Consider the following 24297-nt stretch of genomic DNA (forward strand, 5'->3'; position numbering starts at 1 on the left):
TCGTGGAGGTGGATAACGCTGCAAGGCACGCATGTTATAACCACGTCATGGGGCGCGCCATTTATCCGCTTGATCTGGATCAAGGTCGCGCGACTCCGATTTTCCTGTTTAAAATCATTCGGTTTGTTGCAGCTGTTTTTAATGAATATCGCCGTTCGGCACGGCGGATTTGTATCGAATCCGATACAGCACGGAGAGACCGCACATGAAAATCGCCGTTTTCGATAGCAAGCAATACGATCGTCAGGCGCTGACCCTGGCAAATCATGATTACGGTTTTGCGCTGAGCTTTTTCGAGCCGCGCCTCAACGGCGACACCGTGGCGCTGGCCGCCGGCTTCGAGGTGGTATGCCCGTTCGTGAACGACAGGCTGGACGCGGCGGTGGTGGCCAGCCTGGCCGCCGGCGGCACGCGGCTGGTGGCGCTGCGCTGCGCCGGTTTCAACGGCGTCGACCTGGCGGCCTGTAGCCGGCACGGCCTCCGCGTGGTGCGGGTGCCGGCCTATTCCCCGCACGCGGTGGCCGAGCACGCGTTCGCGCTGCTGCTGGCGGTCAACCGCCGCATCCACAAGGCCTACGTGCGGGTGCGCGAGATGGACTTTTCGCTGGACGGGCTGGTCGGCTTCGACCTGCACGGCAAGACCTTCGGCGTGATCGGCACCGGCCGCATCGGCGAGGCGGCGATCGGCATCGCCCGCGGCTTCGGCATGCGCGTGCTGGCCCACGACGTGGCACAGGACCGGTTGCTGGCCAAGCAGCTCGGCTTCAGCTATGTCGATCGCGCCACGCTGCTGGCCGAATCCGACGTCGTCAGCCTGCACCTGCCGCTGCTGCCGGCGACGCGGCACCTGATCGACGCCGACACCCTGGCGCAGATGAAACGCGGCGCGCTGCTGATCAACACCAGTCGCGGCGGCCTGATCGATACCCCGGCGCTGATCGAGGCGCTGAAGGATGGCCGTCTCGGCGGGGTGGGGCTGGATGTCTACGAGATGGAGGAGGGCGTGTTCTTTGAAAACCTGTCCGAGGCCGGGCTGCAGGACGACCAGCTGGCGCGGCTGCTGACCTTCCCCAACGTGCTGGTCACCTCGCACCAGGGCTTTCTCACCCGCGAGGCGCTGGACAATATCGCCCGCACTACGCTGGGCAATGTGCAGGCCTTCGCCCGCGGCGCGGTGCTGGACAACGCGGTGCACGGCTGACGCCGGCCGCGCCTGCGGCCAACGTTGGCCGCAAGCTTCATTCGCGGCCCGGTTGCCACGCCGCGTAGTGCGGCTGACCGTCGCTGGCCAGCCACGGCCGGTCGTGACTGCACCAGATGTGCTGTTGCGGACTGACGCCGGGATCGTCGTCCAGCGTCGCCACGCGCACGATGACGTGCGGCTGGGCGGTGCGCTCCGCCACCAGCTGGCTGCCGCAGCGGGTACAGAAGTGGCGCAGCTTGCCGGGCGACGACTCGTAGCTGCCCAGCACCTGCTGCCCCGCCAGCCAGCGGAAGTGCTGGCGCAGCACGCCGGCGGTGCTGGCAAACGCCGCCGCATGCGCCTTCTGGCAGGTCAGGCAGTGGCAATGCGTGATCGGCGCGTCGAGCCGGTCGATTTCATAGCGGACGGTGCCGCACAGGCAGCTGCCTTGCATCGGGGGTTCCTTTCGTGTTGCGGCCAACGTTGGCCGCATGCGGTAGGGTTTACTGCGCCGCCGGATCGCGGCGGAACAGCCAGGTCTGGGCGTCGGACAGCTCCGGCACGAAGGCGTAGCCCTCGCTGTCGAACGCCTTCAGCTGCTCGGCGTCCGACACTTGGTGCTGCGTCGCCCAGCGTGCCATCAGCCCGCGCGCGCGTTTGGCGTAGAAGCTGATGATCTTGTACTGGCCGTTCTTCAGGTCCTGGAACACCGGGGTGATGATGCGGGCCTGCAGTTGCTTCGGCTTCACCGACTTGAAGTACTCGTCGGAGGCGAGGTTGACCAGCACCGGCGCCGCCTCCGTCGCCAGCTCGCGATTCAGCGCTTCGGTGATGATCGAGCCCCAGAACTCGTACAGGTTCTTGCCGCGCGGGTTGGCAAGGCGGGTGCCCATCTCCAGCCGGTACGGCTGCATCAGGTCCAGCGGCCGCAGCAGGCCGTACAGCCCGGACAGGATGCGCAGGTGCTGCTGCAGGTAGTCGTGTTCGGCCGCGCTCAACGACGCCGCATCCAGCCCCTCGTACACGTCGCCCATGAACGCCAGCACCGCCTGCTTGGCATTGTCGGGTGTGAAATCCGGCTGCCAGTCGTGGTAGCGGCCGACGTTGAGCTGCGCCAGCGCGTCGCTGATGCCCATCAGCTGGCCGATGTCGGCCGGCGACTTGTCGCGCAGCACGCGGATCAGCGCCATGCTGTGATCGAGGAAAGCCGGCTGCGTGTACGGCACCGTCCGCGGCGGGGTGTCGAAATCCAGCGTTTTCGCCGGAGAAATAACCATTAACATAGCGGGTCCTTGTCGCGCGCAATGGCAGGGATTGTAACGCAGAGGCGAAACGCTTTTCAGGAGGGATGATGCGAGTATTGGTACAAAGGGTGCGCGAGGCGTCGGTCAGCGTCGACGGCGAGGTTACGGGGGCGATCGGGGCGGGCTTGCTGCTGCTGGTCGGCATCGAGGCGCCGGACAGCCGCGCCGACAGCGAGTGGCTGGTGAAGAAGATCAGCCAGCTGCGCATTTTCAACGACGACGACGGCGTGATGAACCGCTCGCTGCTCGACTGCGGCGGCGAGGTGCTGGCTGTCAGCCAGTTCACCCTGTTCGCCACCACCAAAAAGGGCAACCGCCCCGGCTACAGTCGCGCGGCGCGGCCGGAACAGTCGTCGCCGATGTTCGACGAATTCGTCGAGCTGATGGGCGCGGCGCTGGGCAAACCGGTGCCGACCGGGGTGTTCGGCGCCGACATGCAGGTGGCGCTGGTCAACGACGGCCCGGTGACCATCTGGCTGGACAGCAAGGCGCCGGAGTAGGCGGGAGCGGGGCGACCCCGACCGGCGCGCGTCACACAATGATTAAAGGCAACAGCGTGCGGCCAAGGTTGGCCGCAACGCTTTGACAGCAAGGGGAATACCGCATGACACAGCCACTACCGGCACTGCTGATCATCGACATGCAGCAGGCGATGGCCATGCCACAGGCCGGGGCGCGCAACAATCCGCAGGCGGAGGCCAATATCGCGCACCTGCTGGCGGCGTGGCGCGCGGCAGGGCAGACGGTTGTCCACGTGCGCCACATGTCGCGCACGCCGGGCTCGCTGTTCTGGCCCGGCCAGAGCGGGGCCGAGTTTCAGCCGGCATTCCAGCCGCTGGATAGCGAGACGGTATTCGAGAAGAACGTGCCCGATGCCTTCACCCACAGTGCGCTGGAGCGCTGGCTGCACGTGCGCGGCATCCGCCGCCTGCTGCTGGTCGGTGTCAGCACCAACAACTCGGTGGAAGCCACCGCGCGCAGCGCCGGCAATCTCGGCTTCGACACGCTGGTGGTCAGCGATGCCTGCTTCGCCTTCGCCAAGGCCGACTACCATGGCACGCCGCGCAGTGCGGACGAGGTGCACGCGATGGCATTGGCGAATCTGGATGGCGAGTATGCGCGGGTGCTGACTACCGGACAGGCGCTGGCCTTGCTGGCGGCGGAGTAGCGGCCGCCGTCGCCGCTCAGGCGTGCCGCTGCGCTGCCAGCCAGTGTTCGATGGCGCGGCAGGCCGGGCTCAGGATGTCGCCGTGGTCGGCGGGCAGGTTCAGGTTGTCCGGCGCCATGCTGCGCAGCCAGGTGATCTGGCGCTTGGCCAGCTGGCGGGTGGCGGCGATGCCGCGCTCGACGAATTCGGCATGGCTGTACAGGCCGTCCTGGTATTCCCACGCCTGGCGGTAGCCGACGCAGCGCATCGATGGCAGCTCCAGCGACAGCTGCGGCCAACGTGCGCGGATGCGGCTGACTTCGTCGAGGAAACCCTGTTCCAGCATGATGTGGAAACGCTGCGCGATGCGCTGATGCAACCAGCTACGCTCGTCCGGATTCAGTGCCAGCCGCAGCAGGTTGCCGCGCGCGGCGTCGTCGCGGCCGCGTGCCAGCAGCGCCGACATGGTGTCGCCGCTGAGCAGGCAGATTTCCAGCGCGCGCTGGATGCGTTGCGAGTCGTTGGGGGCGAGGCGGGCGGCGGTCACCGCATCGAGGGTGGCAAGGTGGGCGTGCATGGCCGGCCAGCCGAGGCGGGCGGCATCGGCCTCCAGTTGCTGGCGCAGCGCCGGATCGGCCTGCGGCAGGTCGGACAGGCCGTCGGTCAGCGCCTTGAAGTAGAGCATGGTGCCGCCAACCAGCAGCGGCAGCTTGCCGCGGGCGTGGATGGCCGCGATCAGGCGGTTGGCATCGGCATGGAACTGTGCCGCGGAGTAGGCATCCGTGGGGTCGATGATGTCGATCAGGTGGTGCGGGCATTGCGCCATCTCGGCCGCCGTCGGCTTGGCGCTGCCGATATCCATGTCACGGTAGACCAGCGCGGAGTCGACGCTGATGATTTCGACCGGAAAGCGTTCGGCCAGCGCCAGGGCGAGGCCGGTCTTGCCGGAGGCGGTGGGGCCCATCAACAGGATGGCAGCAGGATGATCAGACATGGTGGTGTGCGGTAACGGAATGGCCGGTTATTGTCGCATGGCGCGACCGGCGGCGGCCAACGTTGGCCGCCGCGGCAGATCGGTGCTTGTGAGGCGGCTCAGCGCTCCAGCAGGTGGCGCTTGTCCTTCACCGGCAGCCAGTCGGCGTGGTCGGCGGGCGGGTCGATCTTGGCGGACAGCACCGGCCACAGTGGCGTCAGCTCGGCGTTGATGGCGATGAAGTCCTGCTGATCGGCCGGCAGGTCTTCCTCGGCGTAGATCGCCTCGGCCGGGCACTCGGCCACGCACAGCGTGCAGTCGATGCACTCGTCGGGGTCGATCACCAGGAAATTGGGGCCGGCGTGGAAGCAGTCCACCGGACAGACATCGACGCAGTCGGTGTATTTACATTTGATACAGGCTTCGGTTACAACGTGCGTCATCTGGGCGCGCTCCTTGAATGGTGGGTGTCCGGGGTAATGGTTGAGTTATTTACTCAACATTTTAGTCGTATTTTCCTATTTTCGCTGCTCCCGCCATGTCCGTCACTGCCCCCGTTCCCGTGTTGCCCTATCGTGGCCGTTTTGCGCCCAGCCCCACCGGCCTGTTGCATGCCGGCTCGCTGACCACTGCGGTTGGCAGCTACCTGGAGGCCAAGCGCCATGGCGGCGAGTGGTGGCTGCGCATGGAAGACCTCGATCCGCCGCGCGAGATGCCTGGTGCTGCTGACGCCATCCTGCGCACGCTGCAGGCGTTCGGTTTCGAGTGGGATGGCGAGCTGGTGTACCAGCATGACCGACACGAGCGGTATCGCGCGGCGTTGGCGCAGCTGGTGGCACAGGGCGACGCCTACGGTTGCGCCTGCACGCGCAAGGAAATCGCCGCCGCCGGCCAGCACGGTGCCGACGGCATGGTCTATCCCGGCACCTGCCGTCACGGCGTGGCGCCGGGGCGCAGCGCGCGGGCGTGGCGGCTGCGGGTCGACGACAGCCTGACCGCGTTTCACGACCGCCTGCAGGGCGAATACGGCCAACACCTGCAAAGCGAGATCGGCGATTTCGTGCTGCTGCGCGCCGATGGTTTCTGGGCCTACCAGCTGGCGGTGGTGGTGGACGACATCGCGCAGGGCATGACCGACATCGTGCGCGGCGCCGATCTGCTGGTGTCCACGCCGCGCCAGCTGTGGCTGCGGCAGAAGCTGGGCGGGCCGGCGGTGACGCACTGTCATCTGCCGTTGATGGTCAATGCCGCCGGCGAAAAGCTGTCGAAACAGACGCTGGCGCCGGCGATCGACGCCCGCGCCGCCGCCATCGAGCTGCGGCAGGCGCTGACGCGGCTGGGGCATGCGCCGCCGACGGAGGCGGGCGACGTGGCCGAGCTGTGGCAGTGGGCACGGGATAACTGGCAACTGGCGCGGGTGCCACCGGGACCTATCGTCATTGCATAGTGAACTTGGTATACAATCGCCACCCTTTCGCCAAACGGGCCTCTTTCGAGGCCCGTTTGTCATGGCAGAGCAACCGGAACAGGTTGCCGGGGTGCCGCTGCCCGGCGGCGGCACGCAGACAGAGCAAAGCGGCCGCGCCGCCCATTCAGGACCCTCGAACCACATGCAGGCTTTCATCTCTTGCACGGCCGCCGTGCCGTGTCCGTTTCTCCGTTTACCGCAGCGACCTTCCGCCGGGAGGGTCGCATGAGTCATGCTCCGCAAGCCGCCAAGGGCAAGCTTGGCATCTGGATGTGCACCGCGCTGGTGGTGGGCAACATGATCGGCTCCGGCGTGTTCCTGCTGCCGGCGTCGCTGGCGCAGTACGGCGCGGCCTCGCTGATCGGCTGGGGCATTACCTCGCTGGGCGCGATCTGTCTGGCGCTGGTGTTCGCGCGCCTGGCCTCGCTGCTGCCGCACAAGGCCGGCGGCCCCTATGCCTATATCCATGAAGGCTTTGGCGATTTCGCCGGCTTCCTCATTGCCTGGGGCTACTGGATCGCGCTGTGGGCCGGCAATGCCGCGCTGACCGTGGCCGGCGTCAGCTATCTGGGGGTGTTCTTCCCGCAGCTCAACGACAGTAATCTTGCCGCCGGCGCCACCGCCATCGGCCTGATCTGGCTGGTGACCTGGATCAACAGCCGCGGCGCACAAAGCTCCGGCCGGGTGGCGATCGTCACTACCCTGATCAAGCTGCTGCCACTGGCCGGGGTCACCATCGCCGGCCTGTTGTACCTTAATCCTGATTTCGTCGTATTCAACCCGCAGCACAAGCCGCTGGCCGAGGCGATTCCGGCCACCATGGCGCTAACGCTGTGGGCCTTCCTCGGACTGGAGTCGGCGTCGGTGCCGGCCGGTGATGTCGAGCAGCCGGAACGCACTATTCCGCGCGCCACGGTGCTGGGTACACTGATTGCCGCCGCGCTGTACATTGCCAGCACCATCGCGTTGCAGGGGCTGATGCCGGCGGCGACGTTGGCCGCATCGGCGGCACCGTTTGCCGATGCCGCGCGCAGCCTGTGGGGCGAGTGGGCATATTACGCCGTCGGCTTTGGCGCGGTGATCTCCTGCTTCGGTGCGCTCAACGGCTGGTGCCTGATGCAGGGCCACATCCCGGCTGCCGCCGCGCGCGACAAGCTGTTTCCGGCCTTCTTCAAGCGCGAGAACGCGGCCGGGGTGCCCATCGTCGGCCTGCTGCTGTCCACGCTGCTGGTCACCATCCTGCTGGCGTGCAAGTACACCGGCGGCGACAGCGGTGTGCAGATCTTCGAATTCGTGATCCTGCTCGCCACCGCCACCACCTTGCTGCCGTACGCATTCTGCGCCATGGCGCTGCTGGCGGTGATGCTGCAGCGCCACCGCCAGTTCCGTCCCCGCGACTGGCTGGCGCCGCTGGCGTTCTCCGGTGGCGGCTTCGTGTTCGCGCTGTGGACCATTTTCGGCTCCGGTGCCGAGGTGGTGATGTGGGGGGTATTGCTGCTCTTGGCCGGGCTGCCGGTGTATTTGTGGCAGTTGCGTGAAAATATCGTGAAGGCATAAAACGCCGCTAAAAGGTTGGCCGCAAAGCCCTTCTGCCATTGCGGCCAAGCTTTTTTGCGCCAAGTGCCTGATCCTGTTGCAAAAGCCGACTTGCCAAGCGCCATGGCTGCGCTGATAATGCGCCCATTCCGCAGGAGAGAGCCGCGCCGGGCCAAACCGGACGCCGCCGCCGAAGGCGCAAGTGCACCCGCAATCGCTCAGGCAAAAGGACTGCAAGAATCGGGCCGTCAGCGGCCCGCAGAATCTGGAGAGCGGCGCGTACAGCGCCCACCGAAGGGGCTAACGGCGCAATGCCGGAAAATCTCAGGTGCAGGGACAGAGGGGTGTGAGGCAGGGAAAATCTCACTCCTAAGGACTTGCAATGACGGCCCCGAAACGTACCCCTTTATTTGATGCCCACGTCGCTTCCGGCGCGAAGATGGTTGATTTCGCCGGCTGGGAAATGCCGATCCACTACGGCTCGCAGCTGAAAGAGCACGAGATCGTGCGTAGCGACGCCGGCATGTTCGACGTGTCGCACATGACCGTGGTCGACATCAGCGGCAGCGACGCCAAGGTCTGGCTGCAGAAGCTGATCGCCAACGACGTGGCCAAGCTCGGCTTCGAAGGCAAGGCGCTGTACTCCGGCATGCTCAACGACGACGGCGGCGTGGTCGACGACCTGATCGTGTACCTGACCGCCACCGGCTACCGCATGGTGATCAACGCCGGCACCACCGACAAGGACCTGGCGTGGATGGACAAGCAGTCCGCCGGCTTCGACGTGCAGCTGCAGGTGCGCCGCGACCTGGCGATGCTGGCGGTGCAAGGCCCGAAAGCCATCGAGAAGGTCTGCTCCGTCAAGCCAGCCCTGGCCGAATCCATCCAGGCACTGAAAGTCTTCCAGGGTCTGCCGTCCGGCGACTGGTTCTACGCCCGCACCGGCTACACCGGTGAAGACGGCCTGGAAATCATGATCCCGGCCGACCAGGCCATCCCCTTCTTCAACGAGCTGAAGGCCGCCGGCGTGGCGCCGATCGGCTTGGGTGCGCGCGACACCCTGCGCCTGGAAGCCGGCATGAACCTGTACGGCCACGACATGGACGAAACCGTGTCGCCGCTGCAGGCCGGCATGGGCTGGACCATCGCCTGGAACCCGGAAGAGCGCGACTTCATCGGCCGCAAGGCGCTGGAAGCGCAAAAAGCCGCCGGCGTGCCGATGAAGCAGGTCGGCCTGGTGCTGGAAGGCCGCGGCGTGCTGCGCGAAGGCCAGAAGGTCGTGGTCGACGGTGCCGAAGGCATCATCACCAGCGGCACCTTCTCGCCGACCCTGAAACACTCCATCGCCATCGCCCGCGTCCCGGCGTCCACCGGCGCTACCGCCCAGGTCGACCTGCGCGGCACGCTGACCGAGGTGCGTGTGGTGAAAATGCCGTTCGTGCGCAACGGCAAGAAGGTTTTTGAATAAGCTGGTGTATAACGACGGGGCGAGCGCGGGCTTGTCCCGAGACACCATCACGACACATTTTTCTGGAGAGAAACCATGAGCAACATTCCTGCCGAACTGAAATACGTATCCAGCCACGAGTGGCTGCGCCTGGAAGCCGACGGCTCCGTGACCGTGGGCATCACCGAGCATGCGCAAGAGCTGCTGGGTGACATCGTATTCGTCGAGCTGCCTGCCGTTGGTGCCGACCTGGCCGCCGACGAGCAGGCCGGTGTGGTGGAATCGGTGAAGGCTGCGTCCGACGTGTACGCACCGATCGCCGGCGAAGTCCTGGCCGTGAACGCCGAGCTGGAAGCCAACCCTGAGCTGGCCAACAGCGAGCCGTACGCCGCGGGCTGGTTCTTCAAGATCAAGCCGGCCAACGCCGCGGATCTGGACAAGCTGCTCGACGCCGCTGCCTACGCAGCCGAAATCGGCGCCTGATCGAACGGCCCTGCTGTCGCCTGACAGTGGGGCTTTTTGTTTTTTTGCCTCGGCAAATATACAAACGGAATCGAAGACATGTCGCTCTCGCAACTCTTCAATCATCAAGAATTCATCGAACGCCACATCGGCCCGTGTGAATCCGAAAAAGCCGCGATGCTGGCCGCCGTCGGCGCCAGCTCGCTGGAAGACCTGGTCGCGCAGACCGTGCCGGCCGGCATCCGCTTCAACCGCGCGCTGGACCTGCCGCCGGCGATGCGTGAAGCCGACGCCTTGGCCGCGCTGAAAACCGTCGCCAGCAAGAACATCGTCAACAAGTCCTTCATCGGTCTGGGCTACTACCCGGTACAGGTGCCGGGCGTGATCCTGCGCAACGTGCTGGAAAACCCGGGCTGGTACACCGCCTACACCCCGTACCAGGCCGAAATCGCCCAGGGCCGCCTGGAAGCGCTGCTGAACTTCCAGCAGATGGTGATCGACCTCACCGGCCTGGAGCTGGCCAACGCCTCGCTGCTGGACGAAGCCACCGCCGCCGCCGAGGCGATGACGCTGGCGCGCCGCGTGTCGAAGGTGAAGTCCGAGCAGTTCTTCGTCGACAGCCGCGTGCTGCCGCAGACCCTGGACGTGCTGAAGACTCGCGCCGAGTACTTCGGCTTCGAGCTGGTGCTGGGCCATCCGGAAGAAGCCGGCAACGGCGACTACTTCGGTGCGCTGTTCCAGTACCCGGGCGAATCCGGCGAGCTGCTGGACCTGACCCCGTACATCGCCGCGGCCAAAGCCCGTGGCGCGGTGGCCATCGTTGCCGCCGACGTGATGGCACTGGTGGCACTGAAGTCGCCGGCCGAAATGGGCGCCGACGTGGCGGTGGGCAACACCCAGCGCTTTGGCGTGCCGATGGGCTTCGGCGGCCCGCACGCTGCCTACTTCGCCTTCCGCGACGACATGAAGCGTTCCGCGGCCGGCCGTATCATCGGCGTCTCCATTGATGCCAAGGGCAAGACCGCGCTGCGCATGGCGCTGCAGACCCGCGAGCAGCACATCCGCCGCGAAAAAGCCAACTCCAACATCTGCACCAGTCAGGTTTTGCTGGCCAACATGGCCGGCATGTACGCGGTGTACCACGGTCCGGAAGGCGTGAAGCGCATCGCCACCCGCATCCACCGTCTGGCGGCGATCTTCGCCCACGCGGTGAAGGCCGCCGGCGGCAAGCTGGTGTTCGACCGCTTCTACGACACGGTACAGGTTGAGCTGGGTGATCGTGCGGCCAACGTTTACGCCGCGGCGCTGGCTGCCGGCATCAACGTGCGCGATGCCGGCAACGGCGTGCTGGGCGTGGCCTTCCACGAAGCCGCCACCGAAGCGGACCTCGCGCAGCTGATCGAGATCTTCACCGGCAAGGCCGCCGACATCGCCGCGCTGGACGCGGCCGCTGCCGACGCCATCCCGGCCGCGCTGAAGCGCGAATCGGCGATCCTCACGCACCCGGTGTTCAACGAGCACCACAGCGAGCACGAGATGCTGCGCTACCTGAAGAAGCTGGAAAACCGCGACCTGGCGATGAATCACTCGATGATTTCGCTGGGCAGCTGCACCATGAAGCTGAACGCCACCAGCGAGATGATCCCGGTGACCTGGCCGGAATTCGCCAACATGCACCCGTTCGCGCCGCGCGACCAGGCCGTTGGCTACCTGGAAATGATCGAAGGCCTGCAACAGCAGCTGCTGGCGATCACCGGTTTCGACGCCATTTCGATGCAGCCGAACTCCGGCGCGCAGGGTGAATACGCCGGCCTGCTGGCGATCCGCCGCTACCACGCCAGCCGTGGCGAAGCGCACCGCAGCGTGTGCCTGATCCCGCAATCGGCGCACGGCACCAATCCGGCTACCGCGCAGATGCTGGGCATGCAGGTGGTGGTGGTGAAGACCGACGACAACGGCAACGTGGACATGGCCGACCTCAAGGCCCGCGTCGAGCAGCATGCGGCCAACCTTGGCGCGCTGATGATCACCTATCCGTCTACCCACGGCGTGTTCGAGCAGGGCATCAAGGAAATCTGCGAGATGGTGCACGCGGCCGGCGGCCAGGTGTACATGGACGGTGCCAACATGAACGCGCAGGTGGGCCTGACCCGTCCGGCCGACATCGGCGCCGACGTGCTGCACATGAACCTGCACAAGACCTTCTGCATCCCGCACGGCGGCGGCGGTCCGGGCATGGGCCCGATCGGCATGAAGTCGCACTTGGCGCCGTTCATGGCCAACCACGTGGTGTCCGAGGTTCCGGGCGCGGTGGCCGGCCAGAGCGCGGTTTCCGCCGCGCCGTTCGGCTCCGCCTCCATCCTGCCGATCTCCTACATGTACATCCGCATGATGGGCGCGGAAGGCATGAAGCACGCCACCGAAATGGCGCTGCTGAACGCCAACTACCTGATGCAGCAGCTGTCGGCGCACTACCCGGTGCTGTACACCGGTGCCAACGGCCGTGTCGCGCACGAGTGCATCATCGACCTGCGTCCGCTGAAGGCCGCCTCCGGTATCACCGAGGTGGACGTGGCCAAGCGCCTGATGGACTACGGCTTCCACGCGCCGACCATGAGCTTCCCGGTAGCGGGCACGCTGATGATCGAGCCGACCGAGTCGGAGTCCAAGGCCGAGCTGGACCGCTTCATCGCCGCCATGGTCGCCATCCGTCAGGAGATCGACAAGGTGCAGAACGGCGTCTGGCCGCTGAACGACAACCCGCTGGTCAACGCGCCGCACAGCAAGGCCGATATCGCCGGCGAGTGGGCGCGTGCCTACAGCCGCGAAGAGGCGTTCTTCCCGCTGCCGTACGTGCTGGACAACAAGTTCTGGCCGAGCGTGAACCGCATCGACGACGTGTACGGCGACCGCAACCTGGTGTGCAGCTGCCCGTCGGTCGAAGAGTACGAGTAAGCAGCGTACGAGTAAGCAGCGTACGAGTAAGCAGCGTACGAGTCAGCGCGCCTGCGGCCAACCCTGGGCGCTACGCAAGCAAAACCCCGCCGGAAACGGCGGGGTTTTTTCATGGCCGCGGCGCGCGGTGGCGACGGCTTACGGGCAGGGCCCTGCCGGCGGGCAGGCGGCCTCGCTTGCCTGCTTGGCCTGTTCCGGCTCGTCGTCGCGGGTGGCGGCGCGCACGCCGGCGGCGGTGACATCGACCGCGGCGCCGACCACGGTGGCGCCGACCTTGACGGTGGTGGCCACCACGGTGACGGCGGCATCGGCGACGGTAATCACGGCACAGCCGGTGAGGGCCGGCAGCAGGGCGGCCAGTAGCAGGGAACGCAAGTACATGATCGGATTCCGTTGAGAGACAGCCGCCAGTGTAGGGCTGGCACCGGGTTTGGTCACGTCGCGCGTGCCGGCACGCAGATTGGTGATGGGGCCGGTCACGGAAAGCTGCTACCATGCCAGCCGATTTTCCCACTTACTGACGACCGCCCGCCCGCGCGAGGCGGCAGGAGCCGATGATGGCAGGAGCAAGCCTGTTAACCCTGATTGACGATATCGCCACCGTGCTGGACGACGTGGCGGTGATGACCAAGGTCGCCGCCAAGAAGACCGCCGGCGTGCTGGGCGACGATCTGGCGCTCAACGCGCAACAGGTGGCCGGCGTCCACGCCGACCGCGAGCTGCCGGTGGTATGGGCGGTGGCGATGGGCTCGCTGCGCAACAAGCTGATCCTGGTGCCGGCGGCGCTGCTGATCAGCCTGGTGGCACCGTGGCTGATCACGCCGCTGCTGATGCTGGGCGGCGCCTACCTCTGCTTCGAGGGCTTCGAGAAACTGGCGCACCCGCTCTTGCACAGCGCGGCGGAGGACGAGGCGCACCACCAGGCGCTGACGGCGGCGCTGAGCGACCCGGCCACCGACATGCTGGCCTTCGAGCGCGACAAGATCAAGGGCGCGATCCGCACCGATTTCATCCTGTCGGCGGAGATCATCGCCATCACGCTGGGCACGGTGGCGGCGGCGCCCTTCCTGTCGCAGCTGACGGTGCTGTCCGGCATCGCGCTGATCATGACCGTCGGCGTCTACGGCCTGGTGGCCGGCATCGTCAAGCTGGACGACGGCGGCCTGTACCTCAGCGGCAAGGACAACACCGCGCTGCAATGGCTGGGCGCGCTGATGCTCAATGCCGCGCCCTACCTGATGAAGACGCTGGCCATCGTCGGCACCGCCGCGATGTTCATGGTCGGCGGCGGCATTCTCAGCCACGGCCTGTCCTTCCTGCACCACGCGATCGAGCAGACCACCGCCATCGCCGGCAACCTGCCGCTGGTGGGGCGCACGCTGGCGCTGCTGACGCCGACGGTGCTGGACGCGCTGCTGGGCATCGTCGCCGGGGCGCTGGTGCTGTTGCTGGTGACGGCGGGGCAGCGCGGCTGGCGCCTGGTGCGCGGCTGAGCGGCCATCGCGGCCGGGGGGCGGGGCGCTTGTCGCCACGCCCGGCCGGTCGCGAAAAAGTTGAATCCGGTGCGCCCTGATGTAGAATCGGGGCTTCCTTATTACCGGGGTGACCCCACAGTCCGATGGACATTTTCATAATTTTCGTGCTGTTCTTCCTGAACGGCATCTTCGCGATGGCGGAAATCGCCATCGTCTCCTCGCGCAAAGTCCGCCTGCAGCAGTGGGCCGAAGAAGGACACCGCGGTGCCATCGCCGCGCTCAAGCTGGCCGACGAGCCGACCCGTTTCCTGTCCACCATCCAGATTGGCATCACCCTGATCGGCATCCTGTCCGGTGCCTTCGGCGAGGCCGCCATCGCCGACCGCCTGATTCCCTATTTCGCCAGCGTGCCGCTGCTGGCCGATTTTGCCCGCCCGCTGGCGCTGGGCATCACCGTGCTGCTGATTACCTATTTCTCGCTGATCATCGGCGAGCTGGTGCCCAAGCGCATCGGCATGCAGAACCCGGAAGTGCTGGCCACGGTGCTGGCGCCGCCGATGCTGCTGCTGGCGCGGGCGACGCGACCGCTGGTGCGTTTCCTCAGCCTGTCCACCGAGACGGTGCTGCGCGTGCTGGGCGTCAAGAAGCCGAAAGAGCCGTCGATCACCGAAGAAGAAATCAAGGTGCTGATGGAGCAGGGCGCGGAAGAGGGCATCTTCGAACGCGCCGAGCAGGAGCTGGTGGAAAACATCTTCAGCCTCGACGAGAAGAAGGTGGTCTCGATCATGACCCAGCGCAAGGACATCGTGGCGCTGGACATCGACGACCCGTTGGAGGACAACCTGCGCATCATCAAGGAGAGCGTGTTCACCCGCTATCCGGTGTGCAAGGGCGGCTTCGAGAACGTGCTGGGCATGATCCAGGCCAAGGACCTGCTGCACCGCCTGCTGGACGACAAGTCGGTGACGCTGGAAGGCCTGGTGCGCCCGCCGCTGTACGTGCCGGAGGCGATCAGCCCGATGCAGCTGCTGGAGCAGTTCAAGCGCACCCGCAACCACACCGCGCTGGTGGTGGACGAATACGGCGAGATCGAGGGCCTGGTCAGCATCAACGACGTGATGGAGGCGATTGTCGGCGACCTGCCGACCGAGGCCACCGACAGCGATGAGGAGATCGTGCTGCGCGACGACGGCAGCTGGCTGGTGGACGGCATGATGTCGCTGGACGATTTCAAGGAGCACTTCGACCTCGACATGATCGAGGGCGAGGAAACCGGCGATTTCCAGACCGTGGCCGGTTTCGTCATCTTCATGCTCGGCCGCGTGCCGGCCACCGCCGACCGCGTGGAGTGGGGCGGTTTCACCTTCGAGGTGGTGGACATGGATCGCACCCGTGTCGACAAGCTGCTGGTGACGGCGCCGCCGCCGGAAGTCACGCCGGACGCGTGAACTGTCGCCAACAACCCCGCCCGGTGCGGGGTTTTTTTTGCGGCATTGCTTATCGGTAATCCTGCTTTGCGCCGTCAAAAAATGACGATAAAGTTAAACGGTTTTGCAACCATAAATACAGGATAGAGAGCAATGAAACTGGAAACCCTCGCCGTACACGCCGGCTACAGCCCGGACCCGACCACCAAGGCGGTGGCGGTGCCGCTGTACCAGACCACCAGCTACGCCTTCGACAGCACCCAGCACGGCGCCGACCTGTTCGATCTCAAGGTGCAGGGCAATATCTACACCCGCATCATGAACCCGACCACCGACGTGCTGGAAAAGCGCGTCGCGGCGCTGGAAGGCGGCATCGGCGCGCTGGCGGTGGCCTCCGGCATGGCGGCGATCAGCTACGCGATCCAGACCATTGCCGAGGCCGGCGACAACATCATCGCCACCAGCACCCTGTACGGCGGCACCTACAACCTGTTCGCCCACACCTTCCCGCAGCTGGGCATCACCGTGCGCTTCATCGACCCGGCCCGGCCGCAGGACATCGCGGCCAACGTTGACGCGCGTACCAAGGCGGTGTTCTGCGAGTCGATCGGCAACCCGCTGGGCAACGTGGTGGACTTCGGCGCCTTTGCCGCCGAGGCGCACCGTCACGGCCTGCCGCTGATCGTCGACAACACCGTGCCCTCGCCCTATCTGTGCCGCCCGTTCGAGCACGGCGCCGACATCGTGGTGCACAGCCTGACCAAATACCTCGGCGGCCACGGCGGCAGCATCGGCGGCATCATCGTCGACTCCGGCAAGTTCCCGTGGGGCGAGCACGCCGAGCGCTTCGTGCGCCTGAACACGCCGGACGTCAGCTACCACGGCGTCAACTACGTGGCGGCGCTGGGCGCCGCCGCCTACATCGCCCGTGCCCGCGTGGTGCCGCTGCGCAATATGGGCGCCGCCATCTCGCCGTTCAACGCGCACCAGATCCTGCTCGGCATCGAGACGCTGGCGCTGCGCATGGACCGCATCTGCGACAACACGCTGGCGGTGGCGAACGCGCTGGCCGCGCATCCGGCGGTGGCGTGGGTGGAGTACGCCGGCCGCGCCGAGCATCCGCAGAAGCCGCTGGTGGACAAGTACATGGGCGGCCGCGCCTCCGGCATCCTGTCCTTCGGCATCAAGGGCGGGGTCGAGGCCGGCGGCCGTTTCATCGACGCGCTGCAGCTGGTGACGCGGCTGGTGAACATCGGCGACGCCAAGTCGCTGGCCTGCCACCCGGCCTCCACCACCCACCGCCAGCTGTCGCCGGACGAGCAGCTCAAGGCCGGCGTGCGCCCGGAGATGATCCGGCTGTCGATCGGCATCGAGCACGTCGACGACATCCTTGCCGACATCCGGCAGGCGCTGCAGGCGGCGTGCTGAGCCGGGTGATTGATTTGGCCTGCTGAGGCGGGCGAAAATGGTTGCGGCCAACCTTGTCTCCAAGGTTGGCCGCAATGTTTTACGGGGGCGCGGTAATCAGCCGCGGGCGCTCAGCCACTGCAGCATGCCCTGTGCGGCGGCGCGGCCGCTGGCGAAGCAGGCGGTGAGCAGGTAGCCGCCGGTCGGCGCCTCCCAGTCCAGCATCTCGCCGGCGACAAACACGCCGGGCAGCGCGCGCAGCATCAGCCGGCTGTCGACGGCGTCGAAGCGCACGCCGCCGGCGCTGCTGATCGCCTCGTCCAGCGGCCGCGCCGCGTGCAGCGTTAGTGGCAGCGCCTTGATCGCGGCGGCGAGGCGCGCCATGTCGGTAAAGCCGTCCTTGTCCAGCAGCTCGCGCAGCAGGCCGGCGCGCACACCGTCGATGCCGCACTGCTTGCGCAGGTGGTTGGCCAGCGACGCCGCACCGCGGCCGCGTTCCAGCTCGGCGCGCAGGCGAGGCAGGTCGCGGTCCGGCGCCAGGTCGAGCAGGATGGTGGCGCTGCCGTGGGCGTTGATCTCGTCGCGGATGGCGGCGCTGAACGCGTACACCAGATTGCCCTCGATGCCGTGGGCGGACACCACGCACTCGCCGCGGCGGGTCAGCGGCTGGCCGCAGGCGTCGCGGAAGGTGAGGGCGACATTCTTCAGCGCGCTGCCGGCAAATTTTTCCCGGAAATGGGCGCTCCACTGCGCGTCGAAGCCGCAGTTGGACGGCTGTAGCTCAGCCACCGCCACACTCTTGTCCTGCAGCAGCGGCAGCCACTTGCCGTCCGAACCCAGCTTGGCCCAGCTGCCGCCGCCCAGCGCCAGCAGCACCGCGTCGGCGTGCCGCACGACCTCGCCGTCCGGGGTGGCGAAGCGCAGCCCGCCGTCGGCATCCCAGCCCAGCCAGCGGTGGCGTACGTGAATGTGCAGGCCGGCGTCGCGCAGCCGCGTCAGCCACGCGCGCAGCAGCGGCGCCGCCTTCATCCCGGTGGGGAACACCTTGCCGGAGCTGCCGACGAAGGTGTCGATGCCGAGACTGTGCACCCAGTCGCGCAGCGCGGCGGCGTCAAAGGCGTCGATGATCGGGGTCAGCTCGGCCTCGCGCCGGCCGTAGCGCGCCAGGAACGGTGTGCGCGGCTCGCTGTGGGTGATGTTCATGCCGCCGACGCCGGCGAGCAGGAACTTGCGCCCGACCGAGGGCATGGCGTCGAACAGCTCGACAGCGGCGCCGTGCGCGAGCAGGGTCTCGGCGGCGATCAGGCCGGCCGGGCCACCGCCGATGATGGCAACGCGCGGGCGGGTAGGGGAGGAATCGGGCATGGTCGGAACGTGTGCAAGGGTTGGCCGCAAGGAAAGAGCGGCATTGTACCGAAATGGCGGCACCAGCAGCAGCCGCGTTTCAGCGGAGGGTGCCGGCCGGTGCGGTCTTTCTCGTCATTTCATGCATACGGCGTTTGCAGATATTCCAAGTGGCTGTTTAAAATTGCCGATTGCTCGCCACGCCGGCGAAAGTATTGATTTTTAATTGTTTTGTCGAATTTTCGAGAATTGAATCCCCATAATATGCAGATTGTTTCGGAACGCCATGCACGCGACACCCGCTTGTGCCCCAGCTTGCCGCGCCGCGCCACCGCCATCATCGAGTTGCCCGATGGCGTGCTGATGACGGCCTCGGTCAACAGCCGTTTTTGCCTGCCCGGCGGCGTGTCGCAACGCGGCGAGCTGCGCTCGCAGGCGCTGATCCGCCAGATCCGCGACCAGACCGGCTTGCGCATCAATTCCATGCTCTACCTGTTCGACCACATCACCCAGCACAACGCGCACAAGGTGTACCTGGTGATCGCGCAGGGCCAGCCGCGGCTACAGGAGGGCGGTAGCCGGCTGACGCTGGTGACGTCGCCGGATGCCGACATGGACATCCACATCGAGTCGCGCGCCATCCTGCGCCGCTACGCCAAGCTGCGCGGCGAGGAGGGCGCCAAGAGCGAGGCGGTGCGCGCCATGCTCAAGCTGGCGCGCTACATCGCCAAGGTGGAGTGATGACGGGCTGGCAGGCGCTGGACGAGTTCGGCTTCGATCACGCGCTGGCGGACACGGCCGGCACGGCGCTGGTGATGTTTGGCCAGCCCGCGTGCGGCGCCTGTCGCGGCTGGTACCGGCAACTGCCGCAATGGCTGGGTGATGGTGCGGTGCGGCTGTTCTATGTCGATGTCGCCCGCGCGCAGGCGCTGGCCAACCGTTTCGAGCTGTTCCAGTTGCCGGATTTCGTGCTGTACCGGCACGGTGAATTCCACTGCCGCTTCGCCGCACCATTCCAGGCGAAGGCGGTGCAGGCGGCACTGGCGGCCGCGCTACTGGCCCCGGCCGAGGAAGAGCCGTGAGCCAGACCCGCTAGCATTTTATGGCGCCTGCACGTTGCCGGCGGCGGCCGGCCTGCTGTCGGCCTGCTGTTCCGCCTGCTGTTCCGCCTGCTGCAGCGCGCGCTGCAGCTCTTCCGGCATCGTCACCAGGCCGAGGCCGGTGGCGCCGTTCATCAGCACGACGGACAGGGCCAGTGCCACCGGTGCGAACAGCAGGGTGCCCAGCAGGATGCGCAGCTTGGTGAGGCCGCTGCCGAACGCCAGCGCCGACACCAGCAGCCACAGGCCGATCATGCCGATGGTCATGCTGGCCACCCTGGCGACGTCGTCCGGCAGCCAGCTGCTGAGCGGGTCCAGCAGCTGGATGGCGCTGGCGGCGACGATGGTGCCGGTCAGCGACGGCACGCCGGCGCCGGTGGCGCGGCGCAGCCACCACTGCATGAAGCGGCCGTAGAGCAGGGTCTCTAGCGTGACGTAGGCGGTGAAGAACAGGATCACGTTCAGCGGCTCGCCCATGCCGGCCGGCGCGCCGGCGGCGGCCACCACGCCCAGCAGCAGCAAGGACAGGGCCAGGTGCCGGGTCGGGTACTGGTAGTGCGCCAGCGGCTGGAACTGCAGGCGCAGCATGGCCAGCGCGTCGTTGATGAGGGGCTGGTTCATGGTTCAGTCAAAAATGACGGTCTTGTTGTTGTAGGCCAGGATGCGGTTTTCCAGATGCCAGCGCACCGCGCGCGACAGCACCACCCGCTCCAGGTCGCGACCCTTCTGGATCAGGTCGTCGACATCGTCGCGGTGCGAGATGCGCATCACTTCCTGCTCGATGATCGGGCCGTCGTCGAGGATCTCGGTCACGTAGTGGCTGGTGGCGCCGATCAGCTTCACGCCACGGGCGAAGGCGCGGTGGTAGGGCTTGGCGCCGTCAAAGGCCGGCAGGAAGCTGTGGTGGATGTTGATCACGCGGTGCGGATAGCGCTCGACGAACTTGTGCGACAGCACCTGCATGTAGCGCGCGAGCACGATCAGGTCCACCTCGGCGGCTTCCAGCAGCGCCCACTGCGCGGCTTCGGCCTGCTCCTTGTTGTCCTTGTTCACGCTGATCACGTGGTAGGGGATGCCGTGGAATTCGGCCAGACCGCGGCAGTCCTCGTGGTTGGACACGATCAGCGGGATGTCGCAGTCCAGCTCGCCGATGCGCCAGCGGTGCAGCAGGTCGACCAGGCAGTGCTCGTACTTCGACACGAAGATCGCCATCCGCGGCTTGCGCGAGGACAGCGACACTTCCCAGCTCATGTTGTGCTTTTCCGCGATCGGGGCGAAGGCGGCGGCGAAGCTTTCCATCGGCAGGCTGAAGCCGTGCAGGTCCCACTGGATCCGCATCAGGAACAGGTTCTCCACCGCGTCCTGGTGCTGGTCGGCGTGCAGGATGTTGGCGTTGTAGGTCAGCAGGAAATTGGCGATGGCCGCCACCAGCCCTTGGCTGTCGGGGCAGCTGACCAGCAGGGTGGCCGAGTGCTTGTTGCTCATGGTTCGCTCTTTGTTATTGGTTTGCGGAAAACAAACGCCACAGTCGGCAGGTGGACTGTGGCGTCGGACGGGGCGCGGTCTGCGATCAGGCGTTGAGGTTGGCCGCATCCAGCGTGTTTTGCAACAGCGTGGCCACGGTCATCGGGCCGACGCCGCCCGGCACCGGGGTGATGAAGCTGGCCACTTCGCGCGCCACGGCGAAGTCGACGTCGCCGCAGATGCTGCCGTCGTCGAGGCGGTTGATGCCGACGTCGATCACCACCGCGCCCGGCTTCAGCCATTCGCCCTTCACGAATTTCGGGATGCCGACGCCGGCGACCACGATGTCGGCGCGGCCAACCTCGGCGGCGAGATCGGCGGTGGCGCTATGGCATACCGTCACTGTGGCGCGCGCCAGCAGCATTTCCAGCGCCTGCGGGCGGCCGACGATGTTGGAGGCGCCGACGATCACCACGTTCTTGCCTTTCGGATCGATGCCGTATTCCTGCAGCAGCGTCATCACGCCGCGCGGGGTGCACGGACGCAGCAGCGGCATCTTGGTGGCCAGGCGGCCGACGTTGTACGGGTGGAAGCCGTCGACGTCCTTCTTTGGGTCGATGCGCTCGATCACCAGCTGCGGGTCGATCTGCTTGGGCAGCGGCAGCTGCACCAGGATGCCGTCCACGCTGTCGTCGGCATTGAGCTGGTCGATGATGGACAGCAGCTCTTCCTGCGAGGTGCTGCCGGGCAGGTCGTAGGCGACGGAGCGCACGCCGGCCTTTTCGCAGGAACGCTTCTTGTTCTTGACGTAGATGCCGGAGGCCGGATCGTCGCCCACCAGAATCACGGCCAGCGCCGGAGCGCGCTTGCCTGCGGCCACGCGGGCGTCCACGCCTTCGCGTACGCGGTTGATCAGGGTTTCGGCGACGGCTTTGCCGTCGATAAGTTGTGCCGCCATGCTGCTATCCACCGTTAAGGTCTGATGTAAACGAAAGCCGGATTTTCTCATTTTTCCGGGGTGGTGCTCAATCTTTTAGCGCGTCGGTGGCGCTTTTTTTGTGCGGTGCGGCATCCGTGGCCGCGACAGGCGCGCGGCAGTGCCGGCCGGTGCGGATCATCCATTTCGATTTTATTGCACCGCGGGTGTTGACAGGCGGATTTCCGCCACGTATAGTTCGCCTCCTGTCGTCGGGGCGTAGCGCAGTCTGGTAGCGCATCTGCTTTGGGAGCAGAGGGTCGTGAGTTCGAATCCCACCGCCCCGACCACAGACAACCCGGCATAACGTGCCCGTAGCTCAATTGGATAGAGCACCAACCTTCTAAGTTGGGGGTTACAGGTTCGAACCCTGTCGGGTGCGCCAAGCATGTTTTAGTTTTATCTGTGGTGGATGTAGCTCAGTTGGTAGAGTCCAGGATTGTGATTCCTGTTGTCGTGGGTTCGAGCCCCATCATCCACCCCACCTCTTTTAGCCTTGTCGCAGCAATGCGGCAAAGCGCACCGCTCAGCGGTGGATGTAGCTCAGTTGGTAGAGTCCAGGATTGTGATTCCTGTTGTCGTGGGTTCGAGCCCCATCATCCACCCCAGTTAAAAACCCGGCTTTGTGCCGGGTTTTTCCATTTCTTCCCTGTTTTCCGCTTGTGGCCGGTGAAATTCACCGTATAATCGAATACATTTGCATGTATCCGATAGCCAGAGCGTGACCATGACCACCTTGCAGCCGATCAAACGCCAGACCCTGACCAGTGCGGTTACAGAATCCTTGCGCCAGCGCATCCTGTCCGGCGAATTTGCCGACGGGCAGCAGCTGCGCCAGGAGGCCCTTTCCAACGAATACGGCGTCAGCCGCGTGCCGGTGCGCGAGGCCCTGCGCCAGCTGGAGGCCGAGGGGCTGATCCAGATCATCGACCACAAGGGGGCGCTGGTATCCAAGCTGTCGCTGGATGACGTGCTGGAGCTGCTGGACATCCGCGCCACGCTGGAGAGCGAGCTGCTGCGGGCGGCCATTCCCTGTCAGAACGAGGCGGATCACGCCGCCGCCGAGGCCACGCTGAAGGAATTCGAACAGGCGCTGGTCAGCAACGACATCCGCCACTGGGGCGAGCTGAACGCGCGCTTCCACCTGGCGCTGTATCGTGCCGCCAAGCGCCCGAACACGCTGGCGCTGATCGAGCAGCTGCACAACAAGACAGACCGCTACACCCGGATGCAGATCCTGTTCACCCGCACCATGGAGCTGGCGCACCAGGAGCACAGCAAGCTGTTGCAGCTGTGCCGCGAGGGCAAGGCGGACGAGGCGGCGGAGTTCATCCGCTTCCACATCCAGTCTGCCGGCCACGCGCTGGAGGCGTACATGAACTCCGCCGAGCGTCGTTAACCGTCATTTTTGTATACAAAACGCCGTTCCTGGTCTGCGCTAGGGACGGCGTTTTTGCGTGCGCTCGCTGCTGTAGGCGTGGACGACTTCGCCGCGCTGCAGTTTGCCGATCACCGGTACCGCCAGGTCGATGGCGTCGTGGTCGGTGGCGGAGAACGGTTTATGGTAGGTAGTGATCACGCCCTTGACCGGGGTGGGCAGGGTTTCCAGCGCACGGACGATGGCCTTGCCGTCGGTGCTGGCGCTGTGGCGCAATGCCGCCGCCAGCAGCAGCATGCTGTCGTAGCCCTGCGCCGCCGATACCGCCGACGGAATGCGCCGCCCGCCGAAGGTGCGCAGGTAGCGCGCGACAAAGTCCTGTCGCAACGGGTCGGCGCTGTCGCTGATGAAGGTCTGCACCATGCGTGCGCCTTCGGCATTGGGGCCGGCGTCGTCGATGAAGTTGGACATCGACAGCGTCCAGCTGCCGATCAGCTGCGGCCGCCAGTCCATCTGCGCCAGCGAGTTGGCGATCTGCGCCAGCTCCGGGCCGATGGCGTAGGTCAGGATCGCCTGCGCCCCGAGATCGCGCGCCCGGCTCAGTTGCGCGATCATGTCGCGCTCGCCGAGGCGGAACTGGCCGGTGTAGACCGGGCTCATTCCCTGTTCGCGCAGCGCCCTGAGCAGCTCGTCCTTGCCGGTGCGGCCGTAATTGGTCTTGTCGTGAAAAATCGCCAGCCGGCTCAGGCCGCTGCGTTTCGCCTCGCGCACGATCAGCGGCGCCTGCTGCGCGTCGGAGGCCGACACGCGGAACACGTAGTTGAGCGGGTGCCTGGGTGGAGCGAACTGTGAGGTGACCTGCGGCGCGGTGGCGACCGCGGTGATCGCCGGGATGCCGGCCTGCTGGTAGTGCCCCTGCGAGGCCAGCGCCACGCCGCTGTTGACGAAACCGACGCTGGCGATCACGGGCTGGTGCAGCGTCAGCTCGCGGGCGATGCGGATGCCGATCTCGGGGCGGCCCATGTCGTCGCGCTCGACCAGCAGCAGCGGCCGGCCGCGGATGCCGCCCTGGCGGTTGATCTCCGCCGCCGCCAGGCGGATGCCGTTGCGCATGCTGATGCCCATCGGCGCCGAGCCGCCGGTGAACGGGCCGGAGACGCCGATACGCAGCGCTTCGGCCGCGGTGGCGGCAAGCGGCAGGCACAGCAACAGCAGGCGGAGGGTGCGATACACGGGGGATTCCTGATGGCT

24 protein-coding genes, 4 tRNA genes and 2 riboswitches are annotated in these 24297 nt (G+C 66.2%); of the genes, 18 read left to right on the forward strand and 10 right to left on the reverse strand.

Annotated features, from left to right (window positions below):
* Positions 1-205: 205 nt before the first annotated feature.
* A complete protein-coding gene (locus IE100_RS09300) occupies positions 206-1201 on the forward strand; it encodes a 2-hydroxyacid dehydrogenase (protein ID WP_189373810.1) in 996 nt (331 codons plus the stop codon).
* A gap of 37 nt (positions 1202-1238) precedes the next feature.
* Here IE100_RS09300 and IE100_RS09305 read toward each other — a convergent pair whose 3' ends face one another.
* Both IE100_RS09305 and yaaA read right to left on the reverse strand, forming a co-directional pair.
* Positions 1239-1637, reverse strand: a complete 399-nt coding sequence (locus IE100_RS09305) for a GFA family protein (RefSeq protein WP_189373811.1) — start codon at positions 1635-1637, stop codon at positions 1239-1241.
* Between the two features lie 49 nt (positions 1638-1686).
* Positions 1687-2466, reverse strand: coding sequence for a peroxide stress protein YaaA (gene yaaA / locus IE100_RS09310; RefSeq protein WP_189373812.1), 780 nt, complete (start codon positions 2464-2466; stop codon positions 1687-1689).
* A gap of 68 nt (positions 2467-2534) precedes the next feature.
* Here yaaA and dtd point away from each other — a divergent pair, with 68 nt between their 5' ends.
* Both dtd and IE100_RS09320 read left to right on the forward strand, forming a co-directional pair.
* Positions 2535-2987, forward strand: coding sequence for a D-aminoacyl-tRNA deacylase (gene dtd / locus IE100_RS09315; RefSeq protein WP_189373813.1), 453 nt, complete (start codon positions 2535-2537; stop codon positions 2985-2987).
* A 104-nt stretch (positions 2988-3091) separates the two neighbouring features.
* Entirely contained in the window at positions 3092-3655 is a 564-nt protein-coding gene (locus IE100_RS09320; protein ID WP_189373814.1) for a cysteine hydrolase family protein, read from the forward strand.
* Positions 3656-3671: 16 nt separating this feature from the next.
* On the opposite strand, the gene miaA is transcribed toward IE100_RS09320, so the two are convergent.
* Entirely contained in the window at positions 3672-4628 is a 957-nt protein-coding gene (gene miaA, locus IE100_RS09325; protein WP_189373815.1) for a tRNA (adenosine(37)-N6)-dimethylallyltransferase MiaA, read from the reverse strand.
* Between the two features lie 98 nt (positions 4629-4726).
* Positions 4727-5050: a ferredoxin FdxA gene (fdxA, locus tag IE100_RS09330; protein ID WP_189373816.1), complete on the reverse strand. Its 324-nt coding sequence runs from the start codon at positions 5048-5050 to the stop codon at positions 4727-4729.
* A 95-nt stretch (positions 5051-5145) separates the two neighbouring features.
* On the opposite strand from fdxA, the gene gluQRS reads away from it, so the two are divergent.
* From gluQRS to gcvP, 5 genes are all read left to right on the forward strand, one after another.
* Positions 5146-6054 carry a tRNA glutamyl-Q(34) synthetase GluQRS gene (gluQRS, locus tag IE100_RS09335; protein WP_189373817.1) on the forward strand — a complete coding sequence of 303 codons (909 nt, stop codon included), beginning with the start codon at positions 5146-5148 and terminating at the stop codon, positions 6052-6054.
* 246 nt (positions 6055-6300) lie between these two features.
* Entirely contained in the window at positions 6301-7632 is a 1332-nt protein-coding gene (locus IE100_RS09340; RefSeq protein WP_189373818.1) for an amino acid permease, read from the forward strand.
* Positions 7633-7753: 121 nt separating this feature from the next.
* Positions 7754-7855, forward strand: a riboswitch (glycine riboswitch).
* Positions 7856-7866: 11 nt separating this feature from the next.
* A riboswitch (glycine riboswitch) is annotated at positions 7867-7961 on the forward strand.
* Between the two features lie 32 nt (positions 7962-7993).
* A complete protein-coding gene (gcvT, locus tag IE100_RS09345; RefSeq protein ID WP_189373819.1) occupies positions 7994-9079 on the forward strand; it encodes a glycine cleavage system aminomethyltransferase GcvT in 1086 nt (361 codons plus the stop codon).
* A gap of 75 nt (positions 9080-9154) precedes the next feature.
* Positions 9155-9541: a glycine cleavage system protein GcvH gene (gene gcvH, locus IE100_RS09350; RefSeq protein WP_189373820.1), complete on the forward strand. Its 387-nt coding sequence runs from the start codon at positions 9155-9157 to the stop codon at positions 9539-9541.
* A 78-nt stretch (positions 9542-9619) separates the two neighbouring features.
* Complete coding sequence (gcvP, locus tag IE100_RS09355; protein ID WP_189373821.1) at positions 9620-12475, forward strand: aminomethyl-transferring glycine dehydrogenase; 2856 nt, start codon at positions 9620-9622, stop codon at positions 12473-12475.
* Positions 12476-12613: 138 nt separating this feature from the next.
* On the opposite strand, the gene IE100_RS09360 is transcribed toward gcvP, so the two are convergent.
* The gene (locus IE100_RS09360) at positions 12614-12856 is read right to left on the reverse strand and encodes a hypothetical protein (protein ID WP_189373822.1); all 243 of its coding nucleotides are present in this window, start codon (positions 12854-12856) and stop codon (positions 12614-12616) included.
* A 176-nt stretch (positions 12857-13032) separates the two neighbouring features.
* Between IE100_RS09360 and IE100_RS09365 the strand changes: the two genes are divergently transcribed.
* From IE100_RS09365 to IE100_RS09375, 3 genes are all read left to right on the forward strand, one after another.
* Positions 13033-13968 carry a DUF808 domain-containing protein gene (locus tag IE100_RS09365; RefSeq protein ID WP_189373940.1) on the forward strand — a complete coding sequence of 312 codons (936 nt, stop codon included), beginning with the start codon at positions 13033-13035 and terminating at the stop codon, positions 13966-13968.
* Positions 13969-14093: 125 nt separating this feature from the next.
* Entirely contained in the window at positions 14094-15398 is a 1305-nt protein-coding gene (locus tag IE100_RS09370) for a hemolysin family protein (RefSeq protein ID WP_189373823.1), read from the forward strand.
* Between the two features lie 132 nt (positions 15399-15530).
* The gene (locus IE100_RS09375; protein ID WP_189373824.1) at positions 15531-16805 is read left to right on the forward strand and encodes an O-acetylhomoserine aminocarboxypropyltransferase/cysteine synthase family protein; all 1275 of its coding nucleotides are present in this window, start codon (positions 15531-15533) and stop codon (positions 16803-16805) included.
* 96 nt (positions 16806-16901) lie between these two features.
* Here IE100_RS09375 and IE100_RS09380 read toward each other — a convergent pair whose 3' ends face one another.
* Positions 16902-18149, reverse strand: coding sequence for a TIGR03862 family flavoprotein (locus IE100_RS09380; RefSeq protein WP_189373825.1), 1248 nt, complete (start codon positions 18147-18149; stop codon positions 16902-16904).
* A 243-nt stretch (positions 18150-18392) separates the two neighbouring features.
* On the opposite strand from IE100_RS09380, the gene IE100_RS09385 reads away from it, so the two are divergent.
* A complete protein-coding gene (locus IE100_RS09385) occupies positions 18393-18869 on the forward strand; it encodes an NUDIX hydrolase (RefSeq protein ID WP_229800314.1) in 477 nt (158 codons plus the stop codon).
* Entirely contained in the window at positions 18869-19210 is a 342-nt protein-coding gene (locus IE100_RS09390; RefSeq protein WP_189373826.1) for a thioredoxin family protein, read from the forward strand. Before IE100_RS09385 ends, IE100_RS09390 begins: the two co-directional genes overlap by 1 nt.
* An 18-nt stretch (positions 19211-19228) precedes the next feature.
* Here the strand turns inward: IE100_RS09390 and IE100_RS09395 are convergent, their stop codons facing one another.
* From IE100_RS09395 to folD, 3 genes are all read right to left on the reverse strand, one after another.
* Positions 19229-19849 carry a hypothetical protein gene (locus IE100_RS09395; RefSeq protein ID WP_189373827.1) on the reverse strand — a complete coding sequence of 207 codons (621 nt, stop codon included), beginning with the start codon at positions 19847-19849 and terminating at the stop codon, positions 19229-19231.
* Positions 19850-19852: 3 nt separating this feature from the next.
* Entirely contained in the window at positions 19853-20713 is an 861-nt protein-coding gene (gene purU, locus IE100_RS09400; protein WP_189373828.1) for a formyltetrahydrofolate deformylase, read from the reverse strand.
* 85 nt (positions 20714-20798) lie between these two features.
* Positions 20799-21650: a bifunctional methylenetetrahydrofolate dehydrogenase/methenyltetrahydrofolate cyclohydrolase FolD gene (gene folD, locus IE100_RS09405; RefSeq protein WP_189373829.1), complete on the reverse strand. Its 852-nt coding sequence runs from the start codon at positions 21648-21650 to the stop codon at positions 20799-20801.
* Positions 21651-21881: 231 nt separating this feature from the next.
* On the opposite strand from folD, the gene IE100_RS09410 reads away from it, so the two are divergent.
* The 5 genes from IE100_RS09410 (at position 21882) to IE100_RS09430 (ending at position 23067) form a co-directional block, all read left to right on the forward strand.
* Positions 21882-21958 (forward strand) — tRNA-Pro (locus IE100_RS09410).
* Between the two features lie 18 nt (positions 21959-21976).
* Positions 21977-22053 (forward strand) — tRNA-Arg (locus tag IE100_RS09415).
* Positions 22054-22076: 23 nt separating this feature from the next.
* A tRNA-His gene (locus IE100_RS09420) sits at positions 22077-22152 on the forward strand.
* Between the two features lie 48 nt (positions 22153-22200).
* Positions 22201-22276 (forward strand) — tRNA-His (locus IE100_RS09425).
* 119 nt (positions 22277-22395) lie between these two features.
* Positions 22396-23067 (forward strand): GntR family transcriptional regulator, encoded by a 672-nt coding sequence (locus IE100_RS09430; RefSeq protein ID WP_189373830.1) that lies wholly within the window; start codon positions 22396-22398, stop codon positions 23065-23067.
* A gap of 39 nt (positions 23068-23106) precedes the next feature.
* On the opposite strand, the gene IE100_RS09435 is transcribed toward IE100_RS09430, so the two are convergent.
* On the reverse strand, positions 23107-24279 hold the full coding sequence (locus IE100_RS09435; protein ID WP_229800315.1) for an ABC transporter substrate-binding protein: 1173 nt from the start codon (positions 24277-24279) through the stop codon (positions 23107-23109).
* Positions 24280-24297 lie beyond the last annotated feature (18 nt).

It is taken from the genome of Vogesella alkaliphila (assembly GCF_014652475.1).
Classification (GTDB): domain Bacteria; phylum Pseudomonadota; class Gammaproteobacteria; order Burkholderiales; family Chromobacteriaceae; genus Vogesella; species Vogesella alkaliphila.